At 35.5% G+C, this 23,498-nt stretch carries 23 protein-coding genes and 1 pseudogene; 12 read left to right on the top strand and 12 right to left on the bottom strand.

Translation table 11 applies throughout. The annotated features are described in order from the left end of the window. Positions 1-49: 49 nt before the first annotated feature. The 3 genes from mutL to NQ163_RS11915 all read right to left on the bottom strand — a co-directional run bounded on the left by mutL (position 50) and on the right by NQ163_RS11915 (position 3,390). On the bottom strand, positions 50-2,029 hold the full coding sequence (gene mutL / locus NQ163_RS11925; protein ID WP_268190546.1) for a DNA mismatch repair endonuclease MutL: 1,980 nt from the start codon (positions 2,027-2,029) through the stop codon (positions 50-52). Between the two features lie 21 nt (positions 2,030-2,050). Continuing rightward, positions 2,051-2,401 (bottom strand): hypothetical protein, encoded by a 351-nt coding sequence (locus NQ163_RS11920; RefSeq protein ID WP_268190545.1) that lies wholly within the window; start codon positions 2,399-2,401, stop codon positions 2,051-2,053. A gap of 185 nt (positions 2,402-2,586) precedes the next feature. Further along, the gene (locus tag NQ163_RS11915) at positions 2,587-3,390 is read right to left on the bottom strand and encodes an ion transporter (protein WP_268190544.1); all 804 of its coding nucleotides are present in this window, start codon (positions 3,388-3,390) and stop codon (positions 2,587-2,589) included. Between the two features lie 122 nt (positions 3,391-3,512). Between NQ163_RS11915 and lpcA the strand changes: the two genes are divergently transcribed. From lpcA to NQ163_RS11895, 4 genes are all read left to right on the top strand, one after another. Further along, complete coding sequence (lpcA, locus tag NQ163_RS11910; protein WP_268190543.1) at positions 3,513-4,088, top strand: D-sedoheptulose 7-phosphate isomerase; 576 nt, start codon at positions 3,513-3,515, stop codon at positions 4,086-4,088. A 408-nt stretch (positions 4,089-4,496) separates the two neighbouring features. Beyond that, complete coding sequence (locus NQ163_RS11905; RefSeq protein ID WP_268190542.1) at positions 4,497-5,363, top strand: YifB family Mg chelatase-like AAA ATPase; 867 nt, start codon at positions 4,497-4,499, stop codon at positions 5,361-5,363. Between the two features lie 19 nt (positions 5,364-5,382). Beyond that, the gene (locus NQ163_RS11900; protein ID WP_268190541.1) at positions 5,383-7,119 is read left to right on the top strand and encodes a recombinase family protein; all 1,737 of its coding nucleotides are present in this window, start codon (positions 5,383-5,385) and stop codon (positions 7,117-7,119) included. Positions 7,120-7,348: 229 nt separating this feature from the next. Beyond that, positions 7,349-7,762: a hypothetical protein gene (locus NQ163_RS11895; protein ID WP_268190540.1), complete on the top strand. Its 414-nt coding sequence runs from the start codon at positions 7,349-7,351 to the stop codon at positions 7,760-7,762. 47 nt (positions 7,763-7,809) lie between these two features. Here the strand turns inward: NQ163_RS11895 and NQ163_RS11890 are convergent, their stop codons facing one another. The 4 genes from NQ163_RS11890 to NQ163_RS11875 form a co-directional block, all read right to left on the bottom strand. Further along, the gene (locus NQ163_RS11890) at positions 7,810-9,408 is read right to left on the bottom strand and encodes an HK97 family phage prohead protease (protein WP_268190539.1); all 1,599 of its coding nucleotides are present in this window, start codon (positions 9,406-9,408) and stop codon (positions 7,810-7,812) included. 339 nt (positions 9,409-9,747) lie between these two features. Beyond that, positions 9,748-9,960 carry a hypothetical protein gene (locus NQ163_RS11885; RefSeq protein ID WP_268190538.1) on the bottom strand — a complete coding sequence of 71 codons (213 nt, stop codon included), beginning with the start codon at positions 9,958-9,960 and terminating at the stop codon, positions 9,748-9,750. A gap of 137 nt (positions 9,961-10,097) precedes the next feature. After that, positions 10,098-10,280 (bottom strand): hypothetical protein, encoded by a 183-nt coding sequence (locus NQ163_RS11880; RefSeq protein ID WP_268190537.1) that lies wholly within the window; start codon positions 10,278-10,280, stop codon positions 10,098-10,100. Between the two features lie 75 nt (positions 10,281-10,355). After that, a complete protein-coding gene (locus NQ163_RS11875) occupies positions 10,356-11,456 on the bottom strand; it encodes a hypothetical protein (RefSeq protein ID WP_268190536.1) in 1,101 nt (366 codons plus the stop codon). A 1,608-nt stretch (positions 11,457-13,064) separates the two neighbouring features. Here NQ163_RS11875 and NQ163_RS11870 point away from each other — a divergent pair. The 4 genes from NQ163_RS11870 (at position 13,065) to NQ163_RS11855 (ending at position 15,710) form a co-directional block, all read left to right on the top strand. Next, positions 13,065-13,994: a hypothetical protein gene (locus tag NQ163_RS11870; protein WP_268190535.1), complete on the top strand. Its 930-nt coding sequence runs from the start codon at positions 13,065-13,067 to the stop codon at positions 13,992-13,994. A 12-nt stretch (positions 13,995-14,006) separates the two neighbouring features. Then, positions 14,007-14,324 carry a hypothetical protein gene (locus tag NQ163_RS11865; protein WP_268190534.1) on the top strand — a complete coding sequence of 106 codons (318 nt, stop codon included), beginning with the start codon at positions 14,007-14,009 and terminating at the stop codon, positions 14,322-14,324. 10 nt (positions 14,325-14,334) lie between these two features. Then, complete coding sequence (locus NQ163_RS11860; RefSeq protein WP_268190533.1) at positions 14,335-14,937, top strand: super-infection exclusion protein B; 603 nt, start codon at positions 14,335-14,337, stop codon at positions 14,935-14,937. Between the two features lie 131 nt (positions 14,938-15,068). Continuing rightward, entirely contained in the window at positions 15,069-15,710 is a 642-nt protein-coding gene (locus NQ163_RS11855) for a hypothetical protein (RefSeq protein WP_268190532.1), read from the top strand. A gap of 216 nt (positions 15,711-15,926) precedes the next feature. On the opposite strand, the gene NQ163_RS11850 is transcribed toward NQ163_RS11855, so the two are convergent. The 3 genes from NQ163_RS11850 to NQ163_RS11840 all read right to left on the bottom strand — a co-directional run bounded on the left by NQ163_RS11850 (position 15,927) and on the right by NQ163_RS11840 (position 17,839). After that, positions 15,927-16,586 carry a helix-turn-helix domain-containing protein gene (locus NQ163_RS11850; protein WP_268190531.1) on the bottom strand — a complete coding sequence of 220 codons (660 nt, stop codon included), beginning with the start codon at positions 16,584-16,586 and terminating at the stop codon, positions 15,927-15,929. Continuing rightward, the gene (locus NQ163_RS11845) at positions 16,583-17,275 is read right to left on the bottom strand and encodes a hypothetical protein (RefSeq protein WP_268190530.1); all 693 of its coding nucleotides are present in this window, start codon (positions 17,273-17,275) and stop codon (positions 16,583-16,585) included. The genes NQ163_RS11850 and NQ163_RS11845 overlap by 4 nt, the downstream gene beginning before the upstream one ends. Before the next feature lie 117 nt (positions 17,276-17,392). Beyond that, positions 17,393-17,839 carry a hypothetical protein gene (locus NQ163_RS11840; protein WP_268190529.1) on the bottom strand — a complete coding sequence of 149 codons (447 nt, stop codon included), beginning with the start codon at positions 17,837-17,839 and terminating at the stop codon, positions 17,393-17,395. 325 nt (positions 17,840-18,164) lie between these two features. On the opposite strand from NQ163_RS11840, the pseudogene NQ163_RS11835 reads away from it, so the two are divergent. The 3 genes and pseudogenes from NQ163_RS11835 to NQ163_RS11825 all read left to right on the top strand — a co-directional run. Next, positions 18,165-18,536, top strand: a pseudogene (locus tag NQ163_RS11835) (ATP-binding protein); the annotation flags it as partial. A gap of 21 nt (positions 18,537-18,557) precedes the next feature. Next, positions 18,558-18,866: a hypothetical protein gene (locus NQ163_RS11830; protein ID WP_268190606.1), complete on the top strand. Its 309-nt coding sequence runs from the start codon at positions 18,558-18,560 to the stop codon at positions 18,864-18,866. A gap of 268 nt (positions 18,867-19,134) precedes the next feature. Continuing rightward, on the top strand, positions 19,135-19,845 hold the full coding sequence (locus NQ163_RS11825) for a hypothetical protein (protein WP_268190528.1): 711 nt from the start codon (positions 19,135-19,137) through the stop codon (positions 19,843-19,845). Positions 19,846-20,287: 442 nt separating this feature from the next. Here the strand turns inward: NQ163_RS11825 and NQ163_RS11820 are convergent, their stop codons facing one another. Next, positions 20,288-21,040, bottom strand: a complete 753-nt coding sequence (locus NQ163_RS11820) for a lipopolysaccharide kinase InaA family protein (RefSeq protein WP_268190527.1) — start codon at positions 21,038-21,040, stop codon at positions 20,288-20,290. Between the two features lie 277 nt (positions 21,041-21,317). Here NQ163_RS11820 and NQ163_RS11815 point away from each other — a divergent pair, with 277 nt between their 5' ends. Continuing rightward, complete coding sequence (locus NQ163_RS11815; protein WP_268190526.1) at positions 21,318-21,989, top strand: inorganic pyrophosphatase; 672 nt, start codon at positions 21,318-21,320, stop codon at positions 21,987-21,989. 237 nt (positions 21,990-22,226) lie between these two features. Here NQ163_RS11815 and NQ163_RS11810 read toward each other — a convergent pair. Beyond that, positions 22,227-23,498: T9SS type A sorting domain-containing protein (locus NQ163_RS11810; protein ID WP_268190525.1), on the bottom strand; the 1,272-nt coding region annotated here is incomplete at its 5' end.

Here is a 23,498-nt window from a genome sequence, read left to right as displayed (position 1 = left end):
TGCAAGACAGTTTGTCAGGCTAAAAGCCTTGTTTGTAGAATTTCTACTCTTATTTAAAGCGATTTTCCAATTCTTGAGTTTCCAAAACTGAAATTACAGGTTTTCCATCAGGTGTAAAGTTTGGAACATTACAAGCAAAAAGCTGATCGATAATGGAACTCATCTCTTCGTTGGTAAGCGATTTTCCATAATTTACAGCTGAAGCTTTAGCCAATGATTTTGCCAAATTCTCTCTCACTTTCAGTTTAACATCCAGCTGATTGGTTTTATAGTTCGCCAATAGGTTTTCCAATAATTCTTTTGGATCACAATTCTGAATATCGGCTGGAGTTCCATTAATCACGAAAGTTTTCTTTCCAAATTCTCTAATGTCAAACCCCAAAGCTTTAACATCTTCTAAAATCACTTGTAAAAGAGTGTAATCAGAAGCATTTAGCTCAATGGTTTGAGGAAACAAGGTTTGTTGTGCAATTCCCTGTTGATTTTCCAGGGAACTTATGAACTTTTCAAACAAAATTCTTTCATGAGCCTTTCTCTGATCGATAATCATTAAACCAGATCGGATAGGCGTTAGGATATATTTGTTTTTCAGTTGGAAAAAATTCTTTGTCTTTTGAGGTTGATCTACAGCCTGAAGTTTTGGTTGCTGAGCCATTGGATTTTCTGGGGCCTGGAAATAATCAGGAATATTTTCCCTGTCGATTACAGGCTGTTTTTCAATAACTTCTTCTTTAGGAGTTTGATCTTCGTATAATTTTTCCCAATCATCTGGAACTTGCTTTTTAGGAGCTCTATTTGCAGAAGGTTCGGGACTTTTGGCTTTGAATTCCTGGAAAAATGGATTTGATTCGATTGAACTTGCCGATTGTTCGAAAGGATTGTAACTCTTTTCGGAATCAAAAGGGTTGTAGTTCGATTCTGCTTCAAATGGGTTAAACTCAGGATTAACCTTAATCATTGGAGCTTCTACCTCGGTGCTTTCATCTGCAACAGGAATTTCCAGACTTGTATCTTCATCAAAATCGATAGAAGGAACAATATTGAATTTTCCCAATGCCTCGCGAATTGAAGCCTGAATAATTTGGTATATCGCTCTTTCATCCTCAAACTTTATTTCCGTTTTGGTTGGATGAATGTTGATATCGATAATTTTAGGATCTACCTCGAAAAAGATAAAATACGGAGGAATGGTTTCCGGAGGCAAAATTTTGTCGTAAGCCTGAATAACAGCCTTGTAAAAATAAGGATGTCGCATGAAACGATTGTTCACGAAAAAGAACTGTTCTCCGGTATTTTTCTTTGCATTTTTGGGTTTCCCAATAAATCCGGTAAGGTTTACAATACTTGTATCGGTATTAATGCTGATTAAACGGGAATTCATACTTTTCCCAAAAACATTAATAATTCGTTGACGAATATGCGATGCAGGAAGATTGTAAACTTCACTTTCGTTGTGAATTAATGTAAATGCAATATCAGGATGTGATAGCACGATTCTGTGAAATTCCGTAATGATATTTCGAAGCTCAGTTGAATTTGCTTTCAGGAATTTACGACGAGCAGGAACATTGAAAAACAAGTTTTTTACAATAAAGTTACTGCCATCGCTACAAGCTGAGGCTTCTTGCGAAACCAATTCGGACCCATCAATTACAATATGAGTTCCCAGCTCATCTTCGGTTCGTTTGGTTTTTAGTTCAACATTGGCAATAGCCGCAATGGAAGCCAGAGCTTCACCGCGAAATCCCATGGTACGAATACCAAACAAATCACCAGCTTTGCGTATTTTAGAGGTTGCATGTCGTTCAAAGGCCAGTCGAGCATCTGTAACCGACATACCGCACCCATTATCAATAACCTGAATTAGGGTTTTACCTGCGTCTTTTAGATTAATTTTTATGGAACCAGCACCGGCATCTATCGCATTTTCAACAAGCTCTTTTACCACCGAAGCCGGTCTTTGTACTACCTCACCCGCTGCAATTTGGTTGGCAACGTTGTCTGGCAGTATCTGTATCAAATCTGACATATATAAGTTTGAAATTTGATGTTAGCGATTAGATTTTAAACTCTCCATACCACCAATAATCTTTTCTATCAACTCATCCCAACCAAAAACATATACATAGGCTGCAACGGCAAGAATCACAAAGATGATAATTAATCGAACATTTGATTTTTGTCTGGTACCTCTTGCATCAGAATATTTATGGCGCAGTTCACTTTTCATTCTCCCCTTTATATTGGGAATGTACTGTCCATTTTCATCCTTAATTCCAAGTTCTGATTTAACTCTTCGTTCACGCTCTTCTCTTTCTTCCTTGGCAGGATCCCAATAACGAGGCTGCAAATTAAATCTCTTATGTTGAGGTTTTTTAAAGAAACCGCTAGTAAATCCCATAATAAGTTGTTTTATACCTTGTTGTTAATAAGTGGTATAGGTGATTGTTATTCTTCTTTCAACAAAATAATTTCCATTATTCATTGTTGTTTAAAGAGACCTACAAATATACCTATAAAATCTGAATTTGCTTCGATAATTCACAAGGATCGATAGGTTAAAAAATGTAAAAAATCGGTTCTGAATTAGTTCAGTTTCGCTCCGCACTCGCTGCAGTATTTTGCATCATGATTATGTCCTTCCGACAAACATTCGGGGCAAACCTGGGTTGAGGTTTCTTTGGTATTGTGCTTGGTAAGTTCGGCTGTTACAATCCCAGTGGGAACAGCAATAATTGCGTAACCAATAATCATTACCATACTGGCTAAAAACTGACCCAGCGAGGTAACAGGTGAGATATCACCGTAGCCAACCGTGGTTAGAGTAACTACGGCCCAATAAATACTACGTGGGATGCTGGTAAAACCATGTTCGGCTCCCTCTACCAAATACATTACCGTACCAATGATAATGACCAGTGTTAATACACCAAATAAGAAAACGGATATTTTATAGCGACTTTCTCTTAAGGCTCGGATGATGACTGCACTTTCTTTTAAATATCGATTTAGCTTTAAAATTCTGAAAATCCTAAGCAGTCGAAGCGCACGAATTACCATTAAGCCTTGTGTGCCGGCAAAAAACAGTGCCAAATAACTTGGTAGTACCGACAGTAGGTCAATAACTCCATAAAAACTAAAAATATATTTTCGAGGGTGTCTTACAATCCAAATTCTGAGAATGTACTCCAAACTAAATATTATCGTAATAATCCATTCTGCGATTTTTAAAAAATCATGATACTTGTTTTCGATGGAAGGAACACTTTCCAACATTACAAACAGAATACTAAGCAGAATAACAATGAGTAAGGCAAGATCGAAAAACTTTCCTATTCTGGTATCGGCCTCAAAAATTACTTCGTAAAGTCTCTGTTTTATTGGTAGCATGTATTAAACTTTGGATTTATGAGTAAACTTAGAAATAAAACTTGAAAAGTCCATTTTTAATTTATAAGTCATTATTCTTAATTACTCGCTTCGTTTCGTATTTTTGGTAAAAATTAAAAAACATGATCATAAACGATATAAAACAAAGTTTTCTTGATGCTCAAGCTGTTTTAAATGAGTTCTTGGCCGACGAAGAGAACTTTAAAGCCATTGAAAAAGCAGGTGAAGCCATGGCTGAAACCATTCAAAAAGGAGGCAAAATAATTTCTTGTGGCAATGGTGGATCAATGTGCGATGCCATGCATTTTGCTGAAGAATTAACAGGTCGCTTTCGCGATGATCGCACAGGAATGGCAGCTGTTGCCATTTCAGATCCTAGCCATATTACCTGTGTTGCTAATGATTATGGATTCGATTACATTTTTTCCAGATATGTTGAAGCCATGGGACAGCAAGGGGATGTTTTTTTGGGAATCAGTACTTCAGGAAATTCGGCTAACGTGATAAATGCTATTAAATCTGCTAAGGAAAAAGGAATGACTGTTGTTGGTTTGACAGGTAAAACAGGTGGGAAAATGGCTGAAATGTGTGATGTTGAAATTAGAGTGCCTTGGAAAGCTTATTCTGATAGAGTACAAGAAATTCACATCAAAGTAATTCACTGCTTGATTCAGTACATTGAAGCGAAGATGAAATAAGGGTAAATTCAAAAAAATATTTGAAGCTGTAGCAGATTTCTGTTGCAGCTTTTTTTCTGAAAGTCTTGAAGAGTTTGAATAGTGGAAAGGCAGAAAAGTTGTAAAATTCAATGGGCAATACAATGATGTACCGACGTATAGTTCTAATTCCACCTTCACGAAAACTTTCATTTTTGTTGGTGATTGGCATTTCATCATGAAAATTTTGATATGTTTGATCAAACTGTCTAACACACCGTTTTAGCTAGATAAATTAACTCCAGAAATACTAACAGACACGACGGTGAAGTTGCGAAAATATTCATTTTCAATTCCATTTGTAGTTTTGTAATTTGAATTATGTTTTGATTGATTGCAGATTATTGTTATATTCATAGAATCATTCTATCTATATAAGAATATCAAAATATGCTTGTTAAGACTTATGGAAGTGCCGTATACGGCATTCATGCCACTACAATTACCATTGAAGTAAATGTTTTTCCTGGCGTACGCTTTTCCCTTGTTGGATTGCCCGATAATGCTGTGAAGGAAAGTCAGCAACGAATCGATTCTGCTTTGCGCGAAGTAGGTTACAAAATTCCAGGGAAAAAGATCATTATTAATATGGCTCCTGCTGATATTCGAAAAGAAGGATCGGCTTACGATTTACCGCTTGCCATTGGAATTTTAACTGCAACGGAACAAATCTCTTGCGAAAAACCGGAGAAGTTTGTGATTATGGGCGAATTGTCGCTTGATGGCAGTTTAGTGCCCATAAAGGGAGTGCTGCCTATGGCAATTCAAGCCAGGGAGGAAGGATTCGAAGGTTTGATTCTTCCCAAAGCAAATGCGCGTGAAGCAGCCGTTGTGAACAAGTTAAAAATATATGGGGCCGATAACATCAGTGAGGTAATTGGATTTTTGAAAGGAGATACAGAAATTCAACCCACCAAGGTCGATACAAGAGCAGAGTTTTATGCTCATCTGAATAAATTTCCTCATGATTTTGCCGATGTAAAAGGCCAGGAAAATGTGAAAAGAGCATTGGAGATTGCTGCAGCCGGAGGTCACAACATCATCATGATTGGCCCGCCGGGAGCAGGAAAAACCATGTTGGCCAAACGAATTCCAGGCATTCTGCCACCGCTTAGTTTGCAGGAAGCTTTGGAAACAACCAAGATACATTCCGTAGCAGGAACTTTGGAGAAGGACAGTTCATTAATGACGCAGCGTCCCTTTCGTTCTCCACATCATACAATTTCCGAAGTAATTTATACTAACTTAGGGGCATAATAATTAAATATTCTTTACTATGGAAAATGCCGTTATATATACACGAGTAAGTACGTTAGAACAAGATTCAGCCCACCAGATTGTAGCATTAAAGAAATATGCAAATTATAAAGGATACAGGGTGTTACAGGAGTTTGAAGATAAAATTAGTGGTAAGGTAAAAGGTGAAGATCGTGCGGGATTTAATGAAATGACAGAATTTATAGGGAAGAATGATATAAAGCACGTATTAATTTGGGAGCTTAGTAGACTCGGTCGAAAAATGGCTGATGTTATCAAGACCGTCAATCAATTTGCTGAAAAAGGAATCAATATTTATATAAATAAGGATGACTTAAATTCATTGGATGAAAATGGTGATTTAAAACCTGTAACCATGATCATTTTAAGTGTTCTTTCTGGTTTTGCCCAAATTGAAAGAGAGACCATAGTTGAGAGAAGTAAATCAGGACTTGATAGACATATACGTGAAGGGGGTACAAAGGCTAAACCACCTTTTGGTTTTAAGAATGTGGATAAAAGATTAGAAAGAAATGACCAAGAGGGAGAGTTGGTTTTAAAAATATTCCAATTGTATCTTGACACAGATATGGGAGTTGAATTAATTGCTGATGTCTTAAACAAATTAGATCCAAAAAAGAGAATAAAAAATAAATGGGTAGGAACGAGTGTTTTGCATATACTGAAAAATCCAATCTACTATGGTGAAAGAAGGTATCGACATTTTGTGCATTTGAAAGATAAGGATGGTAAGAGAATAGGAATTGACAAGAGTATTAAAGGTGAGTTATTACCACTACCTTCTGATTGCATTCCGTATATTTCAAAAGAGCGGTGGGAAAGGGTTCAGAAGAAGATTATCGAAAATACAAACAGGAAAGATAATTCTAGTAAAAATGTTAATATTCTGCAAGGAATAGTAAAATGTTCAAAGTGTGGAAAGGCTTTATTTTTACATCGAAACCCAGGAAGAAGTAACGCCTATATTTGTTTGGGGAGATCTAAACAGAAAATCTCATCGGGGAAGGCATGTGAGACAAGGAATGTAGACATAGATAATCTTAATAGCCTGATGTATCATGCTATGAATGAAATTGGACCTGTTAACATGGGTGAAGGATTTTTGAAAAAGTTAGAAATTAAGTTTGAAAAGGCATCTCTAGAATTTGAGAAAGCTACGGATAGAATTGAAGAATTAGATGAAGATTTAGACAGATTGGAATGGTTAGCAACTAAGGGTAAAATATCAGTAAATAATTTGGATCAATTTCAAAGAAAGTTAAGTAATCAGATGGTTGCTGCCGTTAATAAAGTTGACTATTGGACAAATGAGAAAGTTTCAATTGAAACCCAAATAGAAAATATTAAAAATTCATACCGATTTGAAAAGGATGAGAAAGGAGAAGAGCATGTGATTTTAACTGATGGAGTTGAAGACTATTCTAGCCTAAACCATTACAGCAGCATTGCATCTATTTTAAAAGTTCAAATTAAGAGTGCAGTCAATAGAGTATACATTGATAATCCCAATACTGATTTTTCTTCTTTGCCAGCCTTTGAAGGAAAGGGGTATCCTACAAAAGTTACCATCGAATTAATAAATGGAAAAAAGTATGATTATTTTATTTCTACTTGGGGAGGATGTAAAGATTATATAAATCCAAATTTTGAAGAAAAGGAACTTACTCAGGAAATTAAGATTGTTAAGAAGGAAATGCAGAACATTGAAAAGCCTAACGGTAAAGGGGCAAAGTAAATATGTCCAGTATTTTGGACTTTAAGTGTTCAAGAGTAACAACTAAAATCATATAAATCAGAAGATGGGAGTAGGAAGAAATTTTTTACACCCATTTCATTTTTATTTACTGATGAGGTGGGAGTAATGGGGTTGACTGTCAAGGAGAAATGATTGTCTATTCCTTTGTGGTCTTGCACGTTTGAACGTATTTAGCGGTATAGTTAATCAAACATAAATCGCTAGTATCATGAATAAACGTACAAACAAAGTTATCGAAATGGGGAAAGTAGTAAACGAAACAGAAAAGCAGTCCAAGGAGACAGTAAAACAAACAACCCCTACCAAACCTACAAGTAAAACTACTAAGGACAAGCAGGACAACGCTACGGCTGAAACCAAACAGGAAAAACAAAAAGTAACTACCGTTGCTCCATCCTACGTAGGTAATGACACTAAAAAGCGTATCAGAATTAAAGAGACCTATAACGGTTTTAAAATTGGTGATGAATTTAAGCACCCGAAGTATGGGGCTTGCGTAATCAAGAATTTATTCATTTCACCAAATGGTCATCAATATGCTATTGGGAAATCTACAAATATTAGGCACAAATTTTATGGGGATTTAAGGGCTGATAGGCTAGTAAAAATTGAGAAGAAGTAATTTCAAGAGTATCAGAAAAAATAAGGGGCTTTTACGCCCCTTTTTTATTACAGAGTAGAATCAATTTTGGTACATTTCACAAATGCCTTTGGGTTACGAATTACTATATCACAAAGGCGGTTAACGGTAATTTCAACCAATCCGTGTCTTTGATAAGTATATGGGTCGATGAGGATTTCAACTCCTCTCCACAAACCAACAATGGCACGGTAAAAGTCACCATAGATTAAGCTTGAATCTGTTTTGGTTCCACCCATTAGAGAAGTTCCAATAGCTGGGTAATCATCAAAGGTTTTACCTCTTGAAAAATGACCTGTTAATATTTGCTGAGTTCTTGTACCGTTATTGGTCACTTTCCCTTTGGCAAATACATCACGATTCATTACAAATATACCATTAGGCTCAATTTGTGCTTCCAACATTGTTAACAACATTCCCGTTAATGCTTGGGGCGTATTACCACTATTATAATTTAAAATGTCTGGGTGTTGTTTAATTGTGTCCAAAACAGTTTTGGTTATGGTAGTATCAATACCTGCCACCATGTCACTAATAATTGAATTAAAAACCTCAGGATTGATATTCATTAATAGCTCTTTTGGGAATATGTCGGTTATCCCAATTCTTGTAGGTTCGGTAATCGCTTTTAATGGTTTATCAACTAAATGGTCATTTGTAATAATTGGTTCTTCTTCATTCTCATACCAAACCGCTTTAGTGTGTTCCTTGTGTAACAAACCTAACTTACCCCTAAGGTTGTCCATAATACGACAACCTAATTGCTTATAAATTGGGCGAGGTACGATAATATCCAAGTCCGAAGCCGTATTTTCATGAATTAGTTTTAATCCGGTAGTTGAATTAATGCCCTCACGATAATTAATAACGCTTGGAGGAATTAATAAACCTGTTGTTCTAAGCCCAAGTTTCAAGGCTTCCTGTTGGGTGGCAAGTTCAGTACCAGTCAAACTATCTCTACCACCAAAACCAAGTTCACGAATAGCCTTACAAATATTGTAGTTTGGAAGTTCGATTTCTTCGGTCGGTTTAGGATTGGTAGCAATTAAATCAACCATTCTTTCGTCACGGTTGCTTGTAGTAGTTTTTGAGCCTTCAAATTCTGCTAATTGTCTTAGGGCAATATCCGTATTAGCGTAAGCGCCATTTCTTACAATGGATACGTCCATTAAAGCTGAGATATTCTCAACATAGCGAATAGCAATACCATCCTCAGCACGTCCCCATTTTACGTCAGCTTTAAAAGTTCCAAATGCAAAAGAAGATTCAAAATAATCTCCTCGTTTGATTTGTTCAACAATGTCATTCCCTAAAGCTGTATTTGGGATATTAATCATGTACTTTAAGCCCTTGCCATCTTTAACCAAGGCTAATGTACCACTACGAGTACGCCCTAACATTTTATTTTTATCGTGGTCAACACACGCTATAACATTAGGGTTTGTTGCTAGAATTTTATCAAAAGCATATGGGCGAATTACCTCATAAAACTTCTTTCCGTTTTCTACGATTATACGGCTTCTTTGGTTAAATACCGCTCCATATCCTTCTATGAAATGTTCGCCTGATTCGGCTTGGCGGTATGATATTTCTTGATTAAAATTTCTTGTTTCTTTATTAGTAATCATTTTTGATCTCTTTTAAAATATATATGTTTCTGAACCCCTTGACTTCTGCCAATAATTTTGAGTTCAGCATTACCATTGGTTGCTATTATTTTATCTACTAATTCGGGTTCTAAGGTTAAGCTCACACGTTCATGGGTATAATAAAATGAGTCAGGCGGTGGTGGGGGTTCTGCGTATCTATGTTTACACTTTATTGGAATGGGGTAACCATCTTGCCGCAGATATAGTTCTGCTCTTACTTTTAATTCCCAATGTGGATTATCTAATGGATATGTTTCCGATATGGAAAAGTCTAAATAGTGCTTAGTGTTTGGCGTTAGATGAATTGTTTCACTATAATCATCGGTTCGTTCTAGTCTTACTATTCTCATTGGCTTGAATAATATCTGTCCAGGCATCATCGCCCTCTTTTCCATGAAAACTATTAAAGAGATGAAGAAACTCTCTTGCTTCTATTCTTGAATCATCACGGTAAAAATTGCAGAAATCATCCCAACTACAGCGAGTGACCAAGTATAAATCCTCAGTACAAATTGCTACTTCATTGGTCATTTTAAATAGTTGTGGAAGTAAGTTGTGTTTGAATTGCTTCCATTGTTGCTTAGGGAGACAAATACGTGCGAAACACCACACGCATAGTGCTAGTATATAAGTTTTATATTTTGCCATGTTATACTGTGTATTTGGAGTTAAATAATTAAGGAGTAATTACCTAAGGCAATTCCTTGTACCTGATTAATTGTTACCTCGAAATAATCTGCTATTTGTCGGTATGTCCACTTCTCTTCTGTTGATAAATATTTATTTACTTCGAGGAAATCTCTAACCTCCCGAACCTTGTCAGGGGTTAATTTTTTAGCTTTTACTTTCATCGTTGTTCTGAGTTTAGTTCTAAAAAACTGCCCCCAAAATATGGGAGCAGTCGTAAGGACGAACTTGAAAATAACCTAGCCTGTAATATTAGCTACAGACCAAGCCTTATCTGAAGTTAGGTCAACCTCAGCATAAGAATCTATTGTCAAAACAATTTTGCCTTTCTTTTGGTAAGTGTATCGGTCAACACCAATGTAAGTACCGTACAAAGCCACGGTAATTTGACTTGGGTCACCAAACATTACCTTTTGCCCGAAGTTATCAGGTAAATCTTCAATGGCAGGGGTAAAGAGCAATTGACCATCAAAAGCCTTTGCGCTTGATTTTCCGCCTGTGAATAAATACCCGTTATTTACACCAATTTGTTTACCAGCTTTAAAAGTGGTAGGGTCGGTAATATAAATACCACTAGTTTTTACAGGTTCTTCAATATTGCATAAACCTGCTACGCCTAAAGTTTGGTCAGCAACTGATTGTGATTTAGCCAAAGCCTTTTGAATAATGTACTTTGTAATTTCTTTATCAATTGCTAACTGAATTGCTGATTGGATTTCGGCATCTTTGTTCTGGCTTTTAAGTAACTCCGTTGAGAAAGTAACCGAAGCCGTGAATCTTCTTCCTTTTAGCTTATCGCCATTGATGTTTTGTATGGTTACATCGGAAGTGTTTAGGTTACCAACTCCGCCAACGGAATCTGTTACAGTTACGATACCTACAGATTGGGGAGCAGCTGATGTAGCTGAATACTCACCAAACTCATTTGATGTAGCTACAATCGTAGTATCATCAGAGAATTTAATGGTAGTTTCGATAGTTTCAATGGTGTATTCATCATCATTAGTATAGGTCTTTTCAGGCATTTTTGTTCGACCAAATACCGTTAGTTTGCCATCACTTTCCCATTTAAAATCGGCAGTTATTTTTAAATCCCATTCATCAACCAAAGCCGCTTTGATGAAATCTGAATATGCAGTAATAATATATCCTGCTCGGTCAGAATCATCAATAACATTAACTCCCATTTTGTAGAAAGTTAAAGCATTGGTATAGGCTTTAAAAATTGATTTTTCAGAGCCTTTAATATCTTCTAAAGCTCTTTCTACTTTTACAGGTTGCATATCATCTTTGCCGTCGGCAGCCTGTCTAACTTGATTGATTGTTTTTGTAAAGTTCATTCTTGTAGAATTTGAATTATTTAAATTGTTACTAATTGCTTGCTGAGTATTTCTATCACAAGTCCTTTTAAACTTCTATTTGAAATGGAGGCGTAAGCCTTCAGTTTGTCTTTTAAGTAGCGAGGTATTTCAATGTTCAATTGACACAACTCGTCGTCGTCTAGGTTTAATGCAGCCCTAGCAAAATTCATTATTTCCCTTTCCGTGTTGTCACGGCAATCTAGGTTTGTGTTTATTCTATCCATATGGTTGTTTATTTGTGTTTTTAACAGTTTTTACAAAAAAGTAATGCAGTAACCCCATTAAGGCTACTGCATTGTTTAAAACAGATTTTCTTGAAGATTTATGTAAATGAAAATCGTATAGTTCAAAGTAAAAATTGAGGGCGGTTAAGCCCCCAATTCATAAAATAACGGCAACAACAACTTAGATTAAGTCCTTGTATAACCTTGGTAATCGAGATACGTGATTACTATATAATTAAAAATGAACTTCAATTTAAAAGAGTAGGGTAGGTAATGTGGAAACCTACCCTAAACTAATTGCAAAATATAATCATGTTAAGAACTCTTTACTCTTTAGGAGAAGGTGTCCTTATACCTATATTGAACTAAATCATATTTTCCTAGTTAAAGAGCTTGAGAGTATTTACAATACAAAGCGTTAAAGGGGGCTGTGGTAAAGCTATTTTCCTATTTATTGGTTCACCGCCCCCATGATTCGAACTGTCGGGAGAAAAAGTTTTGATGAAGGGCTGCTGGTATGAGAGTGTGCATCCACAAAGTAAACTATACCCCCCAACCCATAATGGGAATTTAATTTTTATAGAACTTTTACGCTAAATATGCAAAAATAGTGATGAATATTTTTGTTTAATTCGAATTATTTTATTAGAAGAAAAATACAGTAAGAGTTTCCTGTTTGGAAAACTTTTTGCAGAATGTTAAATGTGGAGATCTTGATAGTTAAGCAATTAACAGGAATGTGTGGATAACTTTGGTGGCGTTTACTGAAAAAATCCACTTTCTATATTTTAAAAGAGTTATCTTTATACTGATAAAACAAAGGCGGCACCTGTCTGGAAAACAATTGAGCCGACCTTTGTATTGTGTAATTATTAAAATTTTACTATTATGGTAAAACTTAGTTTTGAATTCAACAACTCAAAACTTCCTGAATTATTGGGCTTAGTACTGGTACTTGCCACCATAATTGCGGTAGTTTGGCTAGTTGTTTAGATCTGTTGATTAGGGAGTTCGTGATGGTGCTCCCTTTTCTTATTCTAATACAAATATATTACATTGAAATATAATTTACAATCATACGGTTGTAAATACTTCTATTTATAATGATGATATACAATTTGATTAGTGTCTAAATACTAAGGATCTTCATACTTATACTTGTTGCCATGTGGAAACTTTGGATTGATCTATTAAAATTATTTTACCCTACACTTGACGAAACGGATAAGGTAGAAACCATTGGGGTGTCGATTGGTTTAATTGTTGTAGTACTGCTTTGCTATTTTTTTATTGGTATGTTATAATGTTAATAGGTGCAATTATTGTTATATTTGATATTGCGAAATAGAACAATACACTAACTATGATTAAAGACTTCCTTGTCTCTTTTAAAGATAACATTAAAACAAAAACTACTAATCCTTTCTTTGGAACTCTTATCGGAGTATGGATTATCCATAATTACAAATTCGTCTACACCTTATTTAATTTTGAGAAGTCAACCAAACTAAAAGATAAGCTAGAATATATGGCTACATATCTTGATGGTTGGACGTTTGTCTGGAATCTATTCGTTTGTACACTAATAGCATTATGTGTAATGGTAATCTCTTATTTATTAATAAATCTAGCTAGGGTTATTGTATTGACATCAGAGGAAATTATACAACCTGAGGTGACTAGCCGAATAGCTCCCAAGAGAGTTGTTAAAATTGAGAAGTATGATGAGCAGGTTACAGCTACGAAACGTCTTCAAAAAAGATATGATGAGGAATTAGAAGCTAAATTACAATTGCAAAATAAAATAGATGACCTAGAGACAAAGTATCAACAGAAACAAAATGAATTAGTTGAGCTTGAAAAGGTATTTAACAAAAGAAAAGAAACACCAGAGGTAGTAAATCTGGAATTGGAGCCAGAAATAGATGAAATTTTGAAGAAAAGCAATCTATCTTCATTTGGTGCAGATCGGCTAAAAAAACAAGTAATCGATTCTAATGATAATAAATCAAAATACAATTTATCAGAAGATGAGAAAAAGCAAATTAGAGACTTAAGGAAGAATCCCCCTTTGATGGAAGAGTTTGACCGTATTACCGTATATATCCTCAAAAAGCAAAAGGTAGATTTAAATTCAACTGTTATGGATGAATTTTTGATGTTAGATTTAGTTAAGATTACCGAAGAATTTGAGACAGATAGAATCTATGAGTTTACTGAAAGAGGTAGATACCTTCGAGATATCCTTTTAAATGGCGATGCTGGTGATTTAAATTATGCATTTGGAGCTTAAACTATAATCAATATGGAATTAAAAGATTTTGTAAAAAACACATTGGTTGAGATTACTAATGGGATTAAAGAAGCTCAAAAAGCTACCGAGGAAAATGGAGCAATAATAAACCCTAATTTTGGGAAGGCATATATGAGAGACGATATATCTAATGACAATAAGCATATAATAGATTTTAAAGTAGCCGTTACAACTACTGATGAGTCTAACGCTGGTGCAGGAATTCATGTAGCAAGCCTATTCAAAGCAGGTGGCGATATAAAGGAGATCAACAGTTCCGTAAGTACAATTTGTTTTAAAGTGCCTGTAATATTCCCATTCGGCAACTAATTTTTAGATGATGAATATTAAAATATCAGACTTAATTGATTTGGACAAGATTCCTGTAAGGGTTTATATTCTTTTAAGTATTGTTTCCGGTATTATACTTTTTTCAACTCATGATTTTAAAACCTTACTAGGCTTACATGAGTTTGCACTTGAATATAAAAAGTGGATAGGTGTTACATTTTTGTTTTCTATTAGTTTTGTTCTTCTATCCATTTTTTCACTATTATTCAGGCTTTTAAAATTCTATTTTGATAGCTATTGGCTTTATTTGAAAATAAGACAAGGAGAAAAGAAACTTGAAAATCTCAATCACGATGAAAAAGCTATCCTAAGAGAGTTTTTTCTGCAACAGGAAGAATTGGTCTATTTATCCTGTGAAGATGTAGATGTATACAAATTACAACAGGCTGGAATAATAAAAAATAGAACAGATTTGAATAGAGGGGAATTCTTTTTGTATGAAATTGCTGCACCTCATCATAATATAATCACAAAGGATTTATTAGGGTTAGGTAAGGCTGAAAACTATGAGGATATAAACATTTATGAAATTCTACAAAAGAGACCCGAATGGGTAAATCATGATTACCCAGGAAAGGATGCAATAATTTAAAAACACCTAACACACCAATTATTCAATAGTGGGGGTAACGTACCATTTTGCCCTTAAAGTGTCCAAGGGTGGCTAGTTTGTCTCCCTATGGCAGTATTTAGGTTTTAGTTTGTACCAATAAAAGTTTATTTATGGAAAAAGCTGTATTTGAGAAAGCCTTCATCGAAAAATTAAATAAGAATTATCCCGATTTAGGAAAATACTTTGAGTTTGAGTTAAAGGTATTCTGTGAGTTTAATACTCTAATTTTTGAAATCAATAAATGTTTGATTCTTGAACTAAATAGAGCAAGTATAACCCTAACAAATCATTTGTTGGAACGCCTCTTAAAACTCGCTTTAATTAACCATGAAGCTGGAATTGAACCTATACCAATTGAGCAATGGAATGATACTTACAAAAGACCAAATGAAAAATATGGAGGGATGAATTTAGGGCAAACTATTGGTGTTTGTAAGAAGCTAGGGTTAATAATGGATGAGGAGAAAAAACTTCTCGATAAAACTGTTAGAAATTTATTGCGAAATGGATTTTCACATGCTGACTCTAGTGAAATATTAAAAGATATACCTGATAATACAAAAATGTATATGGGAAGCTTTACCAATCCTAAGGAGGGATTGGAGGAAGTAAGCGTAGATCAAAAAATCATTCCTACATTCCAAGCATTACAAATGGAGGAGTTTGCAAAGGCTTATGCAAAACCATATTTTGATTTTGTATTTAAATTGATATTCAAAATTGAAGAACGATTAATTGAAAAATTGAAATAATCCTCTCCACAAAACCAACTTAATAAATACTACTTACTATATATTTACTTACTATATATTGGGTACGGTTTTGTTACCCTAAATACTGCTCTAATCCATTAAAACCCTTGTAAAATAAGCGTTTGTGGTTTTTATGCACACGGTACGGTTTTGTTACCCTAAAACCAATTAGGGGTACGTTATTGTTACCCCTGTTTTGGTTCAGGTACGGTTTTGTTACCGCCATTCATAATCGTCTTTATTTAATTGCTTCTTACCATTTACCACATGATTATGTGGGTGGCTGTGTTTATCCGATTTCTGTTGGTTATACTTTCCATTCAGAATCTTTTTAAAATTCTCAGGCTTTATCACCCAACCAAAAGAAGCTTGCCAGTTTTCATTCACATGCCCTCTTAAAAAATCTGATTTGTTTATATTATCAACGACAGTTTCAAAATCTTTAATACTGTAGTTATTGAACAATTCTGTGAGAGCCTCCTTTTGTGGGAGTGTTAGCGATGTAATATTCTTAAAATCCTCGATACCGTTCCATAATTTAATGACTTCGGCATATTGAGAGGAATCCTCTTTCTTAGGGTTTCCTGGTTTCTCAAAAGACATTGTTTCAATATTAAACAACAATGTGATTTTACGTACTGTTTTCCCCTTCTCATTTATATTTCGCGAGAGGTAGCCAATTTCCTCAAGTTGCTTGAAGTAGTCCTTTATAGACTTTTCACTCTTACCCATAAACTTTGCGAAGTATGAATTGGGGTAAGAAATCTCACTAGCACCATTGGCTAGTGAGAATAGTTTTGAATACAAAAGTTTAGCAGGTAAACTAGCTTTTGATTCCGCAAAGAATTTATCTGAAATATATGTCCATCCTTTCATATCTTACCAAAGTTTCTAAATGAATCTCCACCAATTATTATTTGATATCCTAGTTCTTTTAAACGATCTGCGATTCGTTCTCCATAGATTTCTTCAATCTTCTTAGGTGACAAGTTTGTAGTTAAGAACAGCGTTTGTTGAGGTTCTAAAAAATTTGACTCATTGAACTTCTCATATATGGAAGTGACAATTTCTATAAATGGGTATTTGGGGTTTCCAAAATGACTTACCATCGCTTGTTCTGTGCCTACATCATCAATAAAAACACATTCTTTACTGTGCTTATATCTGAACTTACTACTAGATGATCCATAAATACTCTCAAACATTTTGTCGGCAGGTAAAAATGTATTGGTACTCCGTTCATCTTCACCATGTAGCCATTTACCATTACTACTAATGCACGCCATAAATGCTCTTAACAATGTAGACTTACCTGTTCCCAAATTACCAAAGATGAAAATGCCTTTATTCCTCCCTTTAAAAAGTTCTATGCGGTTAACATCCATTTTGACGGCATAACGAGCTAAGGCTTGAAGTGCATCTTCTTGATCTTTTCGTATATCTGGTTCTTTAACACCAGATTTTTTCACTAATTGTATATATTTATTTTTAATGCGATTGTACGCTTCTTCTATTGTTACTGGCACTTGGTCTCTCCAAGGCTCTCTGCCATGTCTCTGTGTCATGATTTCTTAATTTAAGTTGTTAATACCTATATTGAACTATCAGGAAATATGAGTGTTATAGGAGAGTACAGAATTTTTATAGGGAGCAATTAAGCCCCCTATAATTTGTGTTAACAACTATTTTAGGATAGGTTCATCCAAACTTTCAATGATCAATTCATTAAGCCCCTTAATTTGCTCTGTTATGTAGGTTTCAATTTCAGGACTTAAAAAACCTTCTCTCTTTTTAAATATATCCCAAAAATATCCTTCTTGGTGCATGAGCAAAATTGTAGCAAAAGCACGTTGAAAAATCATGTAGCCATCAACTCTATTCCCGTTGACAATAAGATAGTCATGTGCAATACTATATGAGATTTTAAACTCATCAAGGTTTTTTGCTTCTAAGAGATAGTTAATCAGTTCATCTCTCAAGGAGTGAAACATAGTGCTTAGCCCTATTGCTTTTCCTGTTTGTACGTAGTAGAATCTTTCACCCACTTTTTCAATGGCATTTTGAATTCTTTCTTTTAGTTCTAATTGGCGATTATTTAATACACCAGTATTTGTATCATTTTTTTCCATGATAATGTGTTTAATAAATTAAATAAATGTTACGACAACCAATATCCTAGGAAAGTATTGCAATTGTGGTTGTTCTAAAAAATAAATGTGTAGTCTCTGAGATACATTGCAAATCTAGGGTACAGATTGCAGGTGAAAAAATTTTGCGATAAAATTTCTCTTTTATTTAACCCATAATAGGTCAATTAACTTGTTCTATATATTGGTAGGGGTTGTAACTGTAAGAAATACAGTGAGTTGCAAAATGCCTACTGAACCATATCAAGTCATTATGGTTCAATAAAAATAATTTTCGAGAATTCCCCCGTAGTTCCATAAGGTTACCGATGTAGCTTTAGTCGGCGGCGGAACATATCCTCAACCAGGCGAAATTTCTCTTTCGCACAATGGGGTATTATTTTTAGATGAGTTGCCAGAGTTCAAACGAACCGTTTTGGAGGTAATGCGTCAACCTTTAGAGGACAGAACCATTACCATATCCCGAGCCAAATTCACGGTAGATTACCCGGCAAGTACCATGCTGATTTCTTCCATGAATCCTTGTCCTTGCGGATATTACAATCATCCGGAGAAAGATTGTTTGTGTGCTCCGGGAATGGTACAAAAATACCTGAGTAAAATTAGTGGTCCGTTGTTAGACAGAATCGACATTCATATCGAAGTGGTTCCGGTAACTTTCGACAAGATATCGGATACCCAATTATCGGAAAAAAGTGAAGTGATAAGAGCAAGGGTTGAGCAAGCTCGACAAATTCAGGAAGAACGATTTAAAGAAGAGGAGGGTATGCATTGTAATGCTCAAATGAGCTCCAAATTATTGCGTAAATATTGCCAGCCCGACGAGGCTGGAAACCAACTGCTAAAAACCGCCATGGAAAAAGTGGGTCTTTCGGCTCGTGCCTACGACAGAATCCTGAAAGTTTCGAGAACCATAGCCGATTTGGCAGGATCGGAAAACATAGAAAGCGACCATTTGGCTGAAGCCATTCAGTATAGAAGTCTGGACCGCGATGGTTGGGGAGGGTGATGACTATTGGTAATGAATAATGAGGGTTTTACTTGTTGTGAGGTTCTCAATGATTTTTTACGGAGATTCATGAAGTTTCTGTTAGATTCAGACGCTCTGAAGTGCTCTACCTCAAATAGAAAGTGGCTTCCAACAAAAAAGGCTGAAATTCATTAATAAGTAGAAAAAAATGATGTATTTTCGGGAAATTTTTAGTCCCAAAAATGAACCACTTATAAATGGGCTAAGAATTGCAAAATTGTCGGCGATAGAAAACAAGAAAAACGAGATGAAGAATTTATCCATAATTACACCAGTAAAAGATTCCTTACATACTACCAAGGATACCATTAAAGCTGTTGCAAAATCAACAGTTTCATTTCCTTACAAAATCTATAACGATTTTAGTACAGAGGAAACTACAAAGTATCTTACCAAGCACCAGGAAAGCTTGAATTATACTTTGGTGAACCTGGGGGATATTACCGATACACCATCACCAAATTATAAATTGGTACTTCAGATAGCACAGCAAGAAGCAATAAAAAATGAGTCTGGGCTATTGATTATTGAATCGGATGTGATGGTAAAACCAGATACCATTGAGCAATTGTTTAAGCATAGCAAAGAGCTTGATTCTTGTGGAATGGTAGCTTCTGTAACGGTTGACCGCGATGAGAAATACAATTTCCCGTACAACTTTGTAAAAGAATCAGATCCGGAGATTATGGAAACCAATAAAAGATTGAGCTTTTGTTGTACATTAATTACTTTGGATTATTTGAAAGCATTCGATTTTAGAGAGCTGTCGGATGGAAAGGATTGGTTTGATGTATACATTTCGAAAATGTCGCGAAAGCTAGGCTTTAAAAATTACATTCTTCGCAAACATACGGTTTTACACCTACCACACAGTAGTAGACCTTGGAAGCAATTGAAGTATGATAATCCGTTGAAATATTATTTCTTGAAGTTTATTAAGGGAAGAGACAAAATTTAAAAATATTCTAAGAGCTGTTTCAAATGAATGAAACAGCTTTTTTTTTGCTCTGTTTGTTTGGAATGGTAATTCTTTAGATTTATTATTATCTAACTTAGCCTTGTTCCATTGACCAAAGTGGGCATTGGAAGATCAAGCTGATTATACGCAGAAAACTTTTTAGTAATCCTGAAAGCTTTCGGGAGGGGAAGCTGATCCCGAAATAGATTTTGTAAGCATTTGAGAAGCAAATGCAACAAAAATCATAATCGGGAGAAGATCACCCGCCGCACTTAAATTTTTCAAGTAGAAGAAGTTTGAGCTTACACGCCCTAGTCCCGATAGCTATCGGGATTTTGCTTACTTTTTGATCAATGCAAAAAGTAAGAGCCATGCGGCTCGAGCAAAGCAAAGTTAAACCAAAGAAGCAGGGAAAATTTTTTCAAATAATAATCGGTATAAATTATTTACGCTTTTTAAAAATTCTTTTAAATCGGCCTCTGCGCGCTCGGTATTCCTGGTATTTTCTATCCATATCTACCAAATTTTCAGCACAGACTTCAGGATCAATTCCCACCAACTCACCATACCTTCTTCCAATAATCTTATAGTTCTCTGCTGTGGTATGAAGTTGCTTTAAATTCTCCATTCCTTTTTCAGTATCAATAGGGAAGAATTTCATTCTGTTCAGGTCAATTACACTGTAGGAGTATCCATCTTTTTCTTTGCGGATTAAGATATTCCCGGGAGAATAATCCAAATGAAAAACTCCATTTTTGTGCAATTTGTTTACCGTGTAATCCACAAAACCATTTAAAATTTGCGTTTTGTTCTCTACTTTATCTTCGAGAACATCGCGCAAGTTAAAATCGTGTTTGTGTTGGATGCTTACAAAATAACTCTCTTTTAATACGCCACCATTATGGCACTCAACCCAAGCTACCGGGGCCGGAGTTTCAATTCCTTTGCTCAATAAAAATTCGGCATATTCATACGATCGTTTGGCTTTCGATCCACGAAGGTAACGGTATGCAATTTTATTGAATAGGTTGGGAACTTTATAGCTCTTTACATTTAAAAGAAACCCATCTACTTCGAAAATCTTTACTTCGTTTCGAACTTTATAAATTGACTGACCTTCTTTGGGAAAGCGAATAGGCAGCTCTTCAACAAAGGATTTTAAGGCTAAATAGTTGCTGTTTATTTGATATGGCATAATATTCTTAAAGTATGGCGTAAAACTAATAAGAATTTGCTGAATTATTTAGGATTTGTTTAGCTTGTTATTAATCCTGTTTAGCTTACTAGGGATGATTAAAAATTGTTATACAGGAAAATATGTTTGACTTTTGACGGAAAACACTCAATTTTCGTGATTTAACAGAAAAGAAAAAGACTTCTGGGTAGATATTTATATTGTTTTACTACATTTGTTTATACCAAATGAATTAAGATCGTTGTGCCAAAACGATACTTTTAAAGAAACACTTACTATGGGAAACAAACTAAATGATCCGATAGCAAGACTAATGGGCTTGCGATACAAATCACATCCATGGCATGGATTGGATATCGGAGATAATGCGCCAGAATCGGTAATGGCATTTATCGAGATGGTTCCAACTGATACAGTTAAATACGAGGTGGATAAGGTAAGCGGATATCTTAAAATTGATCGTCCGCAGAAGTACTCGAATGTAATTCCTGCCTTATACGGATTTTTACCACAAACTTATTGTGGCGATTCTGTTGGAGAATACTGTAGCGAGCAGTCGGGAAAGCCTGGAATTAAAGGTGATGCTGATCCTTTGGATATTTGTATTCTTACTGAAAAATCGATCTCTCATGGAGATATTATTGCAGAGGTTCGTCCGATTGGAGGTTTTAGAATGATTGATGGGAACGAAGCGGATGATAAAATTATTGCGGTTTTGATTAACGATGCCACTTACGGCCAGTTTACGGATATCAAGTGCATGCCAGATGTAATTGTAGACCGTTTGAAGCATTATTTCTTAACCTATAAGGATATGCCAGGTTTAGATCGTCAGGCAGAAATTACACATACTTATGGTGTTGAAGAAGCACATGAGGTAATTAGCCGATCGATGAATGACTACAAAACCAGATTCGAGAATTTGGAAGATATTTTGAAACATGTTTAAGCAGTGATCAGTTAGCAGGAAACAGTTAACAATGATCAGTTCATGATATTAAGCGATGGCCTTTGGGTTGTCGCTTTTTTGTTGTTGAAGTCCAAATCATACCGATCATTAATAATTATTACCGTTTCTCTTAAAGCATTTCAAATAACTATCAGGACTGAAATTTAAATTGGATAATAAAAATCCCGAACCTCCAATTGATCAGGAAGTTCGGGAAAAACTTGATGTATTGATATTTTAAATTTTCAGTATTCGAATGCTTTTTCCTCCTACAACTTTAAACAAGTACATGCCAGGTTTACAATCGGAAAGGTCAAATACCTCCTTATTGTTTTGTACATCTTTAATAAGAATCATTTTTCCTAGCTGATTGTACAATGCTATTTTATCTCCCCTTTGCAGGCCATCGATGCTTACTTTGCGTTGTACTGGGTTAGGATAGGCTTTTAGCTCAATTGATTTATTGATTCCATCATCAATACCCGTAACAACTTTAATGATAATGATTCTGCTTACTTCTACAGGATTATAATTTTGATTTCCTTCCTGTGTTGCTGTAATTGTAAGTTCTCCAGCTTCCAGAATTGTGAGTAAATCACCCTCGATAAGTGCAATGTCTTCGTCAGAAATACTGTAGCTTACAGGCAAATCAGTTTCCGCAATAGCAGTTAGCTGTACCTGGTCATCAACCATCAAAGAGCTTAAATCCTGATCCCAAAAAATGTTCTGGTCAGCCTTATCTATACTAATGCTGATAAGCTTACTTACCGAATTGTAGTTATCCGAATTGTTTGGCGTAAAGATCACCTCCACGGATTGTGTTCCTGCGTTCGGAGTAGCAGAAGGATTTGCAAAAGCAAAGCTTCCGTCCACATTGGCAGTTTCTCCTGTAAGGATTGATTCATTCAATGCTTGTCCGTAAGTAATTGTACTTGCCGCTGGCCAAGCACTTACAGTAGCATCCGCTTTATCCACAGTAATGTTGATATTTCCGCTTGCTGTATTGTAATTGCTAGCATCAGTAGGTGTAAAGATAATCTCTACCACTTGCGTTCCCGCATCAGGAGTTGCTGATGGATTTGTAAAAGCAAAGCTACCCTCCACATTGGCAGTTCCTCCTGATAAGGTAGATTCGCTCAATGTCTGTCCGTAAGTAATTGTACCAGCTGTTGGCCACACGCTCACAGTCGCATCCGCTTTATCCACAGTGATGTTGATATTTCCGCTCACTGTATTGTAATTGCTGTTATCAGTTGGCGTAAAGATAATCTCTACAGATTGTGTTCCCGCGTTTGGCGTTGCTGATGGATTTGTAAAAGCAAAGCTACCCTCCACATTGGCAGTTCCTCCTGTAAGGATTGATTCACTTAAGTTTTGTCCGTAGGTGATTTTACTTGCCGCTGGCCAAGCACTTACAGTAGCATCCGCTTTATCCACAGTGATGTTGATATTTCCGCTCACTGTATTGTAATTGCTGTTATCAGTTGGCGTAAAGATAATCTCTACAGA

This window comes from Marinifilum sp. D737, assembly GCF_026672275.1.
Taxonomy (GTDB): Bacteria; Bacteroidota; Bacteroidia; order Bacteroidales; family Marinifilaceae; genus Marinifilum.
The sequence above is the reverse complement of the archived record's forward strand: the minus strand, read 5'-3'. Positions and strand labels throughout refer to the sequence as shown.